This is a genomic window from Pseudomonas sp. AK181, assembly GCF_051122975.1.
Taxonomy (GTDB): domain Bacteria; phylum Pseudomonadota; class Gammaproteobacteria; order Pseudomonadales; family Pseudomonadaceae; genus Aquipseudomonas; species Aquipseudomonas lactis.
This window is the reverse complement of the sequence record NZ_CP146348.1, coordinates 5,315,046-5,327,888: the sequence shown is the minus strand read 5'-3', so window position 1 is coordinate 5,327,888 and position 12,843 is coordinate 5,315,046. Positions and strand designations below refer to the sequence as shown.

At 60.5% G+C, this 12,843-nt stretch carries 8 protein-coding genes; all 8 read right to left on the bottom strand.

Annotation, left to right across the window (positions count from 1 at the left end; all coding sequences use genetic code 11):
• Positions 1-221 precede the first annotated feature (221 nt).
• The 8 genes from V8689_RS24320 to V8689_RS24285 all read right to left on the bottom strand — a co-directional run bounded on the left by V8689_RS24320 (position 222) and on the right by V8689_RS24285 (position 12,176).
• On the bottom strand, positions 222-3,143 hold the full coding sequence (locus V8689_RS24320) for a DUF748 domain-containing protein (RefSeq protein ID WP_056785040.1): 2,922 nt from the start codon (positions 3,141-3,143) through the stop codon (positions 222-224).
• An 88-nt stretch (positions 3,144-3,231) separates the two neighbouring features.
• Entirely contained in the window at positions 3,232-4,248 is a 1,017-nt protein-coding gene (locus tag V8689_RS24315) for a class I SAM-dependent rRNA methyltransferase (RefSeq protein ID WP_056785043.1), read from the bottom strand.
• Positions 4,249-4,340: 92 nt separating this feature from the next.
• A complete protein-coding gene (gene acs / locus V8689_RS24310; RefSeq protein ID WP_056785045.1) occupies positions 4,341-6,278 on the bottom strand; it encodes an acetate--CoA ligase in 1,938 nt (645 codons plus the stop codon).
• Between the two features lie 105 nt (positions 6,279-6,383).
• Positions 6,384-8,048: a glucose-6-phosphate isomerase gene (gene pgi / locus V8689_RS24305; protein ID WP_056785050.1), complete on the bottom strand. Its 1,665-nt coding sequence runs from the start codon at positions 8,046-8,048 to the stop codon at positions 6,384-6,386.
• A gap of 224 nt (positions 8,049-8,272) precedes the next feature.
• Positions 8,273-9,124: a pantoate--beta-alanine ligase gene (gene panC, locus V8689_RS24300; protein ID WP_003194163.1), complete on the bottom strand. Its 852-nt coding sequence runs from the start codon at positions 9,122-9,124 to the stop codon at positions 8,273-8,275.
• Positions 9,121-9,921, bottom strand: a complete 801-nt coding sequence (gene panB, locus V8689_RS24295; RefSeq protein WP_032895284.1) for a 3-methyl-2-oxobutanoate hydroxymethyltransferase — start codon at positions 9,919-9,921, stop codon at positions 9,121-9,123. The genes panC and panB overlap by 4 nt, the downstream gene beginning before the upstream one ends.
• A gap of 363 nt (positions 9,922-10,284) precedes the next feature.
• Positions 10,285-10,770 carry a 2-amino-4-hydroxy-6-hydroxymethyldihydropteridine diphosphokinase gene (gene folK / locus V8689_RS24290; protein ID WP_056785054.1) on the bottom strand — a complete coding sequence of 162 codons (486 nt, stop codon included), beginning with the start codon at positions 10,768-10,770 and terminating at the stop codon, positions 10,285-10,287.
• Positions 10,771-10,772: 2 nt separating this feature from the next.
• Complete coding sequence (locus V8689_RS24285; protein WP_003194157.1) at positions 10,773-12,176, bottom strand: polynucleotide adenylyltransferase PcnB; 1,404 nt, start codon at positions 12,174-12,176, stop codon at positions 10,773-10,775.
• Positions 12,177-12,843 lie beyond the last annotated feature (667 nt).

Genomic DNA, 12,843 nt, shown 5'->3' with positions numbered 1-12,843 from the left:
CCTGCGTTCGGCCAGCGTGGTTTGACGGGGCGCTTAAGATCAAGATCAAAAGCAGATCAAGAGCGGCTCGCTTCGCATCGTGGTTACCGTTGGCTGCTACAACCTACAAAATTGTGTAGATACCTATGCTGCGATGCGGGCACCTCGGTCATTCAGTTGCACCGAGGTGATCCTATCGCAGGCAAGCCAGCTCCCACATTAGGATGGGCGGTGCTTAGAAGTTACTCAGCATCCAGGTGCATTGGCGTGATCACGCGGCCATCTTTCTCGGCCTGCCCCAACTGCGCATCGATGAAGTACACGCGGTCATCTTCCAACTGGCCCTTGTCTACCAGGTAATCCTTGATAGTGCTGGCTCGGTCTTGCCCCAACTGGCGCAGTAGCACATCACTACCACTCCAGAACTTGATCACACCGTCCTTGAGCTTCGCCGAGCGCTCATCGCTGCTCAGGTCTTTCCATTCGGCAGGGGGTTGCTGTTTGAGACGGGTACGGTAGATGCCTTCCAGCAAGGGTGCTTTTTCCTTCTCCGGCACTTCAAGCAACGAGGCCTGGGCCGGGACTTTGTCGCCACGGCGCTGGAGGATCTTGTAGTAGTTGTATTGGTATTCACGTTCCAGTCGCTGTGCGGCCAGGAACGGCCCGTCGCTGCTGGCAGCGGCTGTGCCTTCAATTTCCAGGCGCAGGGCAGGGCGTTCTTTCAGCGCCTTGGCCAGGGTGTTCAGGGCGCCTTCGGCGTCTTTGTTCAGCTCACTGGAGCCTGCGGCGAACGACACGTTGCCCAGGTCTTCAGAGCCGCCGCCGGTGACCAGCCCGCCAATGAACTTGAAGGGCGCAGTTGCCGCGCGTACCACGAGGTTGCGCAGGGTCTGCCACACAATCGGCATTACGCTGAATTGCGGGTTGTTCAGGTCGCCGCTTACCGGTAGTTCGATGGAGATCTTGCCGTCGGAGTCCTTGAGCAGGGCGACCGCCAGGCGAATCGGTAAGTCCACAGCATCGGAGCTGTCGACTTTTTCACCCAACTGCAGTTGCTCGACCACCACTTTGTTTTCAGCCTTCAACTGGCCTTTGGTGATCACGTAGTGCAGATCGAGATTCAGGCGGCCCTTGCGGATGCGGAAGCCTGCGAACTTGCCTGAGTAAGGTGTCAGGTTGGTCAGCTCGACACGCTTGAAGCTAGTGGCGATGTCCAACGCGGCCATCGGGTCAAACGGGTTCACGCTGCCTTTGATCGTCACTGGCGCGTAACGGTCCACCTTGCCCTTGATGTCGACGCTGGCCGGTTTGGCCTGGCGACTGTCGATGGTGCCAATCTGGCCGTTGAGCTGTTGAATCGCGGTGGCAAAGTTGGGCGTGAGGCTGAAGTCGGCAAAGTTGGCCGAACCGTCGTTGATCGCGATCTGGCCGATGTGAATGCCCAAGGGCTTCTCGTTACTGGCGGCAGGTTTGGCGGCCGACTTGCTGCCGCTGTCGGCGGGCTGCGGGATCAGCAGGTCGTCGATGTTAGTGGTGCGATCTTCGTTGATCATGAAGCGCGCATACGGCTGCAACAGGTTGACCTTGTCGATCGACAGGCTTTGGCCGTGCTGGTAATTCACGCCTTCCAGCACCAGGCGCTGCCATTTGAGGAAGTCGCGGGTCTTGAGGGTGTCCAAGGTATGCAACTGGTCAACCTGGGCGCGGCCGGTGACCTGGAGGGCCAGTGGCTCGGTGCTTTTGAGGTTCACGTCCAGGTTGCTGCCGAGCATGCCGCTGCGCAATTCCAGGCGAATAAACGGGCTGATATAAGCCTGGGCGACCCGCAGGTCGATGTCCTGGGTGTTCACTTTCAGCTTGGCGCTGACGGGGTTGAGGTTAACCTCGCCGGTTGCCTGGATTTTGCCTTGTTTACCCAGGCCGGTGTCGACCTTCAAGGCAAAGGGGCTCTGGTTGAGGCTGTCGAAGTTTTGTACGTCGACATTCAACGGGCCCAGCTCCAGCGCCACAGCCGGTTTAGCCTGGCGGTCTGCGAGGTGCACCTGATAGTTACGCAGTTGCACATCCTTGAGCAGCACTTGCCACGGTTTGCTCGGGGCAGCCGGTTGCGCCGAAGGCGCGTCGGCAGCGGCTGGCTCCGGTGCCTTGGCAGGCTTGCTCGGTTGGCTGGCGAACAGTTTTTGCCAGTCCAGTTGACCATCGGCCTCACGGGCGGCCCAGGTTTCCAGCTTGTTGCTGCGGATCTTGCCGATAACCACCTGCTGCTTGGCCAGGTCTACCGTGGTTTCGCTGACGTCCAGGCGTTCCAGGCGTGCCAGTGGCCGGCCATCGGGGGCCTTGATCGCAAAGGGGGCGATGCTGGCGGCGGTGTTGGTCAGGTTCAGCTCGGTCTCTTTGGCCAGGCTGAATTTGTAGTCAGTGCTGAAGTTGAGCACCCCGTCTTCCAACACCAATGGCAGGGCGTCGCGCACATACGGCCACCAGGCTTTCATCTTGCCGTCGGTAACCTTCAAGGTGCCTTCGGAGGTGATCGGTACCAGGCTGAAATTGCCTTTCCAGTCGATCTGACCCCCTTCGGGGCCGGCGGCAACCAGGGTCATGTCGGCATTGTCGTCGGGCAAGGTGCTGAGGTTTTTCAGCTCGAAGTCGAGTTCGTCGTAGAGGAATTCGATGGGTTCGCTGGGGCGCAAGTCCTGGAAATGCACATTACCACCGGCCAGCTTGATGCTGTCGATACGCAATGGGAACGGCTTGGCATCAGGATCGGTCGGGGTTGGCTCGCTCGGTGGCAGTTTGAACAGCTGCGCCAGGTTCAGTTGGCCGGACTTGTCGAACAGCAGTTCGGTCTTGGGCTTGTCCAGTTGCACATCGGCCAGGTGCAGGGCGCGGGTCCAGAGGCTGTCGATCTGCAGGTTGGCGTAGAGGCGTTCGAAACCCACTTGCTCTTTGCCTGGCTCACCAATCTTCAGGCCCCACAGCGTCAGTTCCAGGCTGAAGGGGTTGAGCTCGATGCGCTCGATGCGCGACGGCACTGTGGCGTAGTTGGCCAACTGTTGGTTGGCAATGCGAAGGGCGATGCCGGGTAATATCAGAAAGCCCAGCAAGCTGTACAAAGCAAGGGCGGTCAACAAGGCGCCTACGGCGCGGATCAATCCTTTGGGCATGGGTGAACGCCATCTATGTCGAACGAGAGTGCCTTGGAGTATGGCACGGGAATTCGGTTCCGAAGAACCGTGGGCGCTGGGAAACTTCCTACAAATGCAGGATCAGGGTCTTCAACGGAGGCTGTTGGTCTCTGGAAGGAAAGTCGGCCCCAGGTGTCATAACCTGCCACTCGCGCACCGGGCGCCCGGCTTTTTCTGCACAGCGCAGCACCTGCTCACGCCAGTCCTCCATGCTGACCTTTGCCAGGTTGTTGCAGCAAATCAGCACGCCATTGTCGGCGGTGGTCAGCAGTGCGGGTTTGAGCAGGCTTTGATAGTCGCGCAACAAATCGACGGTGCCGAAAGCGCTCTTGGCCCAGGCGGGAGGATCGAGCAGTACCAGGTCGTACTGGCGCTGCTCCAGGCGTGGATAGCTCGGCAGCTTCTGCCCGCGCCGCTGGGTGATCGGCAGGCCCGCCAGTTGGCGAATCGCCGGGAAGTAATCGGACTGCACAAACTCCATGCTCGGCAACTGTGGGTTGAGCTGGCCGTTTTCACGCCCCACCGCCAGGTTGCCCTCGGCAAAATCCAGGTTGCACACCTCGCGTGCGCCGCCTGCTGCCGCGCTCAAACCGACGCCGCAGGTATAGGCGAACAGGTTCAGCACGCTTTTGCCGGCGCTGTGGTCCTTGACCCAGCCCCGGGTGTTACGCAGGTCGAGGAACAGCAGTGGGTCTTGCCCGGCGTGGCGCCCACGCACACGGTAATTGAGGCCCCACTCGTGGCCGACCAGGTCTTCCAAAGCGCCAGGCTCGGCGCGGTACACCGTGTCTTCGCGGTCGATACGCGAGTTGCCGCGGGCACGGTCGTTGTACACCAGCAACAATTCCAGGCCCATGTACTGGTTGATCAGTTGGTGCAAGTCCAGCAGGTCTGCCGTTTCCAAGGACTGGTGGAAGCTTTGTACCAGCAATTGCGGACCATAGCGGTCGATGGTCAAGCCACCGGCGCCTTCCTGGCTGCCGTGGAACAGCCGATAGCAGTCCGTACCCTGAGCGTGCAGCGTGTTGATCAGGTCTTGGCGGTGATCGAGGGCGGCGCGCAGCGCCTGATTCAAGGGAGTCATGGAGCGCGCCTTGCTTGCAGATGAATAAGAAAAAGGGGGCGCGAAGTTTAACAGCTAACCCCGGCCTGCACAGGCCGGGGATTATCCTCACGCTACCGGTTGAGGCGTTTGTCGATCAAACCGTCCACCACGCTGGGGTCGGCCAGGGTCGAGGTGTCGCCCAGGCTGTCCAGTTCGTTGCAGGCGATCTTGCGCAAGATGCGCCGCATGATCTTGCCAGAGCGGGTTTTCGGCAGGGCAGGCGCCCATTGAATCAGTTCCGGTTTGGCGAAGCTGCCAATCTCCTTGCTGACCAACTCCAGCAGGTGCTTTTTCAGCGCGTCGCTGGGTTCGACGCCATTCATGGGGGTGACAAAGGCATAGATGCCCTGGCCTTTGACGTCGTGGGGGTAGCCCACCACAGCGGCTTCGGCGACCTGATCATGTAGCACCAGGGCGCTCTCCACTTCAGCGGTGCCGATGCGATGGCCCGAGACGTTGATCACATCGTCGATACGCCCGGTGATCCAGTAGTCACCGTCTTCATCCCGCCGTGCGCCATCCCCGGTGAAGTAGTAGCCGGGGTAAGGTTTGAAGTAAGTGTCGATCATGCGCTGCGGGTCGCCGTAGACGCTGCGAATCTGCCCCGGCCAGCTGGCCTTGATCGCCAGGACGCCACTGCCGGCGCCACTGATTTCCTTGCCCTGCTCATCGAGTAACACCGGTTGTACGCCGAACATGGGCTGGGTAGCACAACCTGGTTTGATGCGCTGGGCGCTGACCAGCGGGCTGAGCATGATGCCGCCGGTTTCGGTCTGCCACCAGGTATCGACAATCGGGCAGCGCTGTTCGCCGACGGCGTTGAAATACCAGTCCCAGGCTTCCGGGTTGATCGGCTCACCGACGCTGCCCAGCAGGCGCAGGCTGGCGCGGGATGTGCTCTGCAGCGGGCCGTGGCCTTCACGCATCAGGGCGCGCAGGGCGGTGGGCGCGGTGTAGAAGATATTCACTTGGTGTTTATCGATGACCTGCCAGAAACGCGAACTGTCCGGATAACTCGGCACGCCTTCGAACATCAGCGAGGTGGCGCCATTGGCCAGCGGACCATAGACGATATAGCTGTGGCCGGTGACCCAGCCCACGTCGGCGGTGCACCAGAACACTTCGCCCTCCTGATAGTCGAGCACGTACTTGAAGGTCATCGCCGCTTGCAGCAGGTAGCCAGCGGTGGTGTGCAGCACGCCTTTGGGTTTGCCGGTGCTGCCGGAGGTATAGAGGATGAACAGCGGGTCTTCGGCGTCCATCGGCTCGGGTGGGCAGTTGTCGCTGGCGGCGTCCAGGGCGGCTTGGTACTTGAGGTCGCGGCTTTCGTGCCAAGTCACGCTCGCTCCGGTGCGCTCGACCACCAGCACGGTGCTGACGTTCGGGCAACTGGCCAGGGCTTTGTCGACGTTCTGCTTCAGCGCCACGGGCTTGCCACCGCGTACGCCCTCGTCGGCGGTGATCACGGTGCGGCAATCAGCGTCGAGAATGCGGTCGCGCAGGGCGTCCGGGGAGAAGCCACCAAACACCACCGAGTGCACCGCGCCGATTCTCGTGCAGGCCAGCATGGCGTAGGCCGCTTCGGGGATCATCGGCATGTAGATACACACGCGGTCGCCTTTGCTCACGCCACGGCTTTTCAACACGTTGGCCAGACGGCTGACGTTTTGGTGCAGTTGACGGTAAGTAATCGTGCAGGATTTTGACGGATCATCGCCTTCCCAGATGAAGGCCGGCTGATTAGCGCGTTGCGCCAGGTGGCGGTCGATGCAGTTGTAGCTGACATTCAACTGACCACCGGCAAACCATTGGGCGGCACCGGTGTGGATGTCTGACTGCTGGACGCTGTGCCAGGGTTTTATCCAGTCGAGAAAGCCCTTGGCCTGTTCGGCCCAGAAGGTGTCTGGCTGGTCGATGGATTGGCGATAGAGGCGCTGGTAGTCCTCTTGACGCAGTTGCGCGGCCCGGCGGACGGCATCGGCGGTGGGAAAGGTGCTGATATCGAACATGAGCGCTCCTTATTCTTGTTTTTGCGACAAGTCATAAAGATGCACCCTGGGGCGGGAGGGTTCAAGGCCAACGTCCAAACGCACGTTGGCCTTGAAGGCACGGCTTCAGCCGCGGTGACGACCGCGGAAGTAGTTGATCAGGCCCTGGGTCGAAGCATCTTCGGCCAAGGTTTCTTCGGCGCCGGTCAGGCGGTTGTACACGCCTTTGCCCAGCTCCTTGCCCAGTTCCACGCCCCATTGGTCGAAGGCATTAATGCCCCACACCACGCTCTGCACGAACACCTTGTGCTCGTACATTGCCACCAGCGCGCCCAGGCGGCGCGGGCTGATGCGCTCGACCACCAGGGTGTTGCTCGGACGGTTGCCCGGGATCACCTTGTGCGGTGCCAGCTTCTGTACGTCGGCTTCCGGCAGGCCCTTCTCACGCAGTTCGGCCTCGGCCTCGCTGCGGGTCTTGCCGAGCATCAGCGCCTGGCTCTGGGACAGGCAGTTGGCGTACAGCCACTGATGGTGGTCGGACACCGGGTTGAAACTGACGATCGGCACGATGAAGTCGGCCGGGATCAGTTGAGTCCCTTGGTGCAGCAACTGGTGGTAAGCGTGCTGGCCGTTGCAGCCTACGCCGCCCCAGATCACCGGGCCGGTATCGGTGGACACGGGCGTGCCGTCCTGGCGCACGCTCTTGCCATTGGATTCCATGTCCAGCTGCTGCAAATGCTTGGTGATGTTGCGCAGGTAATGGTCGTACGGCAGGATCGCATGGCTCTGCGCACCCCAGAAGTTGCCGTACCACACGCCCAGCAAGCCCAGCAGCACGGGCATGTTGGCTTCGAACGGCGCGTTCAGGAAGTGCTGGTCCATGGTGTAGGCACCCGACAGCAGTTCCTTGAAGTTGGACATGCCGATGGCCAAAGCAATTGGCAAGCCGATGGCCGACCACAGCGAGTAGCGCCCACCGACCCAGTCCCACATCGGGAAAATGTTCTCTTCGCGGATACCGAACGCCACGGCCGCGGCATTGTTGCTCGAGACGGCGATGAAGTGGCGATACAGCTCGGCTTCCGAGCCCCCCTGGGCCAGGTACCAGGCGCGAGCGGCCTGGGCGTTTTTCAGGGTTTCCAGGGTGTTGAAGGATTTGGACGAGACGATAAACAGCGTGGTCTCGGCGCGCAGCTTCATGGTCAGTTCGTGGAACTCGCTGCCGTCGATATTCGCCAGGTAGTGGCAACGCACGCCTTTGTGGGCGTAGGACAGCAGCGCTTCGGAGACCAGCTCCGGGCCGAGGAACGAGCCACCGATGCCGATGTTCACCACGTCGGTGATCGGCTTCTCGGTGTAGCCACGCCACAGGCCGTCGTGAATACGGCCGACCAGGTCAGTGATCTGGTTCAGCACTTTGTGCACGTCCGGCATGATGTTCACGCCGTTGACCGACAGCTTGTCGCCCACCGGGCGGCGCAGGGCGGTGTGCAGGGCAGGGCGGCCCTCGGAGGAGTTGACCGGTTCGCCGGCGTACTGCGCGTCGATCGCCGCCTTGAGATTGACTTCCTTGGCCAGGCCCACCAGCAGGTCGCGGGTTTCGCTGGTGATCAGGTTTTTCGAGTAATCGAGGAAAAGTCCGCAGCTGCTCAAGGTGAACTGGGAAAAACGCTGAGGATCGGCATTGAACGCCTCGCGCATGCTGAAATCCTGCATGGCTTGGCGATGTTGAACAAGCGCTTGCCAGGCGGGCAGCGCGGTAACGTCATGAGGGGTGCGGTAGTACGCCATCGCTGCGGGTTTCCTTTTATTACGGGGACTGCCTTTAGGACACTTCAAAGCCCGGAACATCCAGTCTTATCGCAAGGATTGGGTTCCAGACAGCGCTAACCATAGCGCAGGGCAGTTACATTAAACCTAGCGTGTGGATATGTCTTGGCTTTGTCTGCGCTGTGGCCGGTACTTTTTTATACCGGCACAGCCGTCGGGGCAACAGGTTGAGGGTAAAGCGGGAGTCAGGCGAGGTTCAGGTGCAGGTTATCGATCAGGCGTGTAGCCCCCAGGTAAGCGGCGACCAGGATCACCACATCACGATCTTCAGCCGTGGCCGGGCGCAGATGCACGCCTTGGCGCACTTCCAGGTAATCCATGCGCAGCCCAGCGGCTTCAATCTGCTGGATGTGCTCGGCGCGCAGTCTGGCGAAATCATGATCACCGCCTTTGATGGCCGTGGCGATCTGGCTGAGCGCGCGGTACAGCACCGGCGCAACCGCCCGTTGCTCCTCGGTGAGGTAACCGTTGCGTGATGACAGCGCGAGGCCGTCTTCTGCGCGCACGGTGGGCTCGCCGATGATCTGGATCGGCATGTTCAGGTCGCGGACCATGGCGCGGATCACCGCCAACTGCTGGTAGTCCTTCTGGCCAAATACGGCCATGTCCGGCTGGACCATGTTGAACAGCTTGCTGACCACCGTGGCCACGCCTTCGAAGTGCCCTGGGCGGCTGGCACCGCACAAGCCTTCAGACAGTTGTGGCACGCTGACGCGGGTCTGGCCGTTCATGCCATCGGGGTACATTTCCTCGACCGTGGGCGCGAACAGCAGGTTGCAACCGGCCTGCAGGAGTTTTTCCTGGTCGGCGGCCAATGTGCGCGGGTATTTGTCCAGGTCTTCGCCAGCACCGAATTGCAGCGGGTTGACGAAAATGCTCGCCACCACAAAATCCGCTTGCTGCGCAGCCTTGGTCACCAGCGTGGCGTGGCCGCTGTGCAGGTTGCCCATGGTGGGCACAAAGCCGATGCGCTTGCCGGCGCTACGGGCGTGGGTTACGGCAGCCCGCAGTTCGCGGACGGTTTTAACGGTGTTCATGCCGAGAATCCGTGTTCAACGCTTGGGAACGTCACGTTTTTGACTTCGCTGACATAGGCGCTCAGGGCGGCGTGGATGCTGTCCTGGCCGGCCATGAAGTTCTTCACGAACTTCGGCACGTGGCCGGTGATCGAAAGGCCGAGCATGTCGTGCAGGACCAGCACCTGGCCATCGGTGGCGGAGCCGGCGCCGATGCCGATCACGGGCACTTTGACGGCCTGGGTGATTTCGGCGGCCAGTTCGCTCGGCACGCACTCCAGCAGAATCATCGCCGCACCGGCTTGTTCCAGGGCGATGGCATCGGCGCGCATCTGGCGGGCCTGGGCTTCATTGCGGCCCTGGACCTTGTAGCCACCGAGGATATTGACCGACTGCGGCGTCAGCCCCATGTGCGCACACACCGGTACGCCGCGCTCGGCCAGCAGCCGGATCGACTCGGCCAACCACACCGCACCTTCGACTTTGATCATGTGCGCGCCGGCCTGCATCAGCTTGCCGGCGTTCAGGAAGGTTTGCTCAAGGGTGGCGTAACCCATGAACGGCAGGTCGGCGATGATAAAGGCGCCCTTGTTGCCACGCTTGACGCTGGCGGTGTGGTAGGCCAGTTCATCGGTGGTCACGGGCAGCGTGCTGTCATTCCCTTGAAGAACCATGCCCAGGGAGTCGCCCACCAGCAGCACTTCGACTCCAGCCTTGCAGCTGGCGTGGGCGAAAGTGGCGTCATAGCAGGTCAGCATGGTGATTTTTTCACCTTTGAGCTTGAGGCTCTGCAAGGTGGTCAGGGTAATGTCTGGCATGAAAAGGGTCCTCGTTCAGGCGCTTGGAAACAGCGAGTAACGCGCGTGAGTCTTCGTTTATACAGGCGCACTGTCTTGAAAGCAGTGCTTATAAGGCCTGGATTGCGCCCTGTCGCGCCGGGTTGGCGGCAGCGGGACGCCTATAGTCGTGAGGAGGACACGGGAAGTCAATTGGATGTGTTACCGCATTGTTACGATGGCGGTGTTACCGCTGTTACTGAAGCGATTGCGCAACGTGTGCGCGGTATTACGGCAAAGAAGATCAAAGGTGGGAGCTGGCTTGCCTGCGATGGCATCCACTCGGTGTGGCTGATACACCGAGTCGCTTGCATCGCAGGCAAGCCAGCTCCCACATTGACCGAGTCATTCTTGCGGGAGGCGTTCCAGGCCGACGAACGGGCAGGCGGTGAGCAGGTCGCTCATGCGCTGGCCGTCAGGCAGTTGCAGGTCGGCAGGCGCCAGCTCAGCCAACGGATACAGCACAAACGCGCGCAGATGCATCTGATAGTGCGGCACCTTCAGGCGCGGCTCGTCGATCAGGCGATCACCGAACAGCAGGATATCCAGGTCCAAGGTGCGTGGGCCCCAGCGTTCCAGGCGTTCGCGGCCCTGATCGTTCTCGATGGCTTGCAGCGCATCGAGCAGGTCCAATGGCGCCAAGTGACTGTCCAACGCCGCAACGGCGTTGGTGTAGCGCGGCTGGCCTGGCAGCAGTGAATCGCTTTGGTAGAAAGCGGACACCCCAGCGAGGTGGGAGCCAGGCAATTGCGCCAGCGCCTGGATCGCGCTGCGCAATTGTTGGTGCGGGGCAGCCAGGTTGCTGCCCATGCCGATGTAGATACGTTCCACGTTTATTCGCCCGCAGCGCCCGAGGCATCGGCACTGCTGCGTTTACGCTTGGTGCCGCTGCGGCGACGCTTTTTCGGGCCTTCGCCGGCGCTATCGCCTTTGCTGCCTAGCTCACGAATCATCTCGCGGCGCTGGCTGTCATTGGCGTCCTGATAATCGGTCCACCATTCGCCCAGGCCATCGGTCTGCTCGCCCGCGCTTTCACGTAGCAGCAGGAAGTCGTAGCCGGCACGGAAGCGCGGGTTGTCCAGCAACAGGTCGGCGCGCTTGCCGCTGCGGCGTGGCAGGCGCTCCTGCATGTCCCAGATTTCGCGGATCGGCATGGTGAAACGTTTGGGGATGGCGATGCGTTGGCACTGTTCGGCGATCAGCTCGTGAGCCGCTTCCTGCATGGCCGGGATCGGCGGCATGCCACGGTCCTGCAAGCGCAGTACGCGTTTGGGCAGGGCCGGCCACAACAAGGCGGCAAACAGGAACGCTGGCGTCACCGGCTTGTTCTGCTTGATGCGCAGGTCGGTGTTGATCAAGGCTTCGCTGATCAAGGTGTGGGTGTACGTCGGGTTGTACTCCAAGGCCTCGGCGCTGGCCGGGAACAATGGGTCGAACAACTGCAGGTCCACCAGCATTTCAAAGGTGTCGGCGGCGTAGCCCGAAAGGAACAGCTTGAGCACTTCTTCAAACAGGCGCGCTGAGGGGATTTCCCGCAGCATCGGCGCCAGTTCGCGAATCGGCGCGGCGGTGTGCTTTTCGATGCCAAAGTTGAGCTTGGCGGCGAATCGCACGGCGCGCAGCATGCGTACAGGGTCTTCCTGATAGCGCTGCGTCGGGTCGCCGATCAGGCGGATCAGGTTGTTGCGGATGTCGTGTACGCCGTTGGCGTAATCGAGGATGCGCTCGCTGACCGGGTCGTAATACAAGGCGTTGATGGTGAAGTCGCGACGTTGCGCGTCCTCCTCCAGGGTGCCATAGACGTTATCGCGCAGGATGCGCCCGCTCTCGTTGCGGGAAGACTGGTTGGTGTCTTCCTCTTCATCGTTTTGCGGGTGACCAGCGCGGAAGGTCGCGACCTCGATGATTTCGCGACCAAAGTGGATATGCACCAGCTTGAAGCGCCGGCCGATGATTCGTGCATTACGAAACTCGGCGCGCACTTGTTCAGGCGTGGCGCTGGTGGCGACGTCGAAATCCTTGGGCGTGATATTGAGCAACATGTCGCGTACGCAGCCACCCACCAGGTAGGCCTGGTAGCCGGCGTTCTGCAAACGTTCGACGATGTTCACGGCATAACGGCTGAATTGAGCGCGCTGCAGCGAATGCTGGCTGCTATTGAGCACTTCAGGCGTGCTGCGTTTGTGTTGCGTTCGACGCAAGGGAGAACGGAATGACTGGAACAACTTCTTCAGCATGGGATGCACTGTTTGAAGGAATGTTCGGCCATAACGAAGAATGACCGCATGATGGGCGGGGATTCTAGCATTTAGTCGGGGGATGGTGTAGGAACAAGCTAAAGGCATTGCGCCACAAGCGTTTGAAGGTCAAATGCCGGAAACTACAAGGGGAGCCGAAGCTCCCCCAGAAGTAGTTGCGTGCTCTATTTTTATTATTGATGTCGGGCTTCTTGTTTTTGTTGATCGCCCTCGCCACGAAGCTTCACCTTCATGACACTCCCAATCGGGAGTCAAGAGCAAACGGATTGCTTTGGTCGCTGTGTTGCTGATCTACGATCCAACCAGTTCAGGCTCTGCCTTAGGGCAGTTTTTGTTGTTCTCGGCCTGGTTGCGGGGCAAGCCCCAAATGCAACGCCTCTCCAAAAGAATCAGTTAGCTGCGCCTCCGCCGTGTTGTTTTTGTTATGCGTGAGTCGATTCGTCTTATTTTTATTGTCTTGTACAAAGCTTGTTATTGTTTTTGTACTAAGCATATAGCAGGGTGCGTGCCAACTTTTGCGCCGACCAGCAAAACCGGGGGGTTGGTCTGGTTTGGCCGGTTTGAGGGCCAAAAAAAAGCCGGGGCTTCGTTACCGTAAGCCCCGGCTTTTGTTACGTGAAAAGTCAGCGGTAACAGTTTTTTCACA

Bases quoted from the DNA above. Each gene is read 5' to 3' on its own strand.
- V8689_RS24320 (WP_056785040.1), bottom strand. From the start codon at position 3,143: ATGCCCAAAGGATTGATCCGCGCCGTAGGCGCCTTGTTGACCGCCCTT.
- acs (WP_056785045.1), bottom strand. From the start codon at position 6,278: ATGTTCGATATCAGCACCTTTCCCACCGCCGATGCCGTCCGCCGGGCC.
- panB (WP_032895284.1), bottom strand. From the start codon at position 9,921: ATGCCAGACATTACCCTGACCACCTTGCAGAGCCTCAAGCTCAAAGGT.
- pgi (WP_056785050.1), bottom strand. From the start codon at position 8,048: ATGGCGTACTACCGCACCCCTCATGACGTTACCGCGCTGCCCGCCTGG.
- V8689_RS24315 (WP_056785043.1), bottom strand. From the start codon at position 4,248: ATGACTCCCTTGAATCAGGCGCTGCGCGCCGCCCTCGATCACCGCCAA.
- panC (WP_003194163.1), bottom strand. From the start codon at position 9,124: ATGAACACCGTTAAAACCGTCCGCGAACTGCGGGCTGCCGTAACCCAC.
- V8689_RS24285 (WP_003194157.1), bottom strand. From the start codon at position 12,176: ATGCTGAAGAAGTTGTTCCAGTCATTCCGTTCTCCCTTGCGTCGAACG.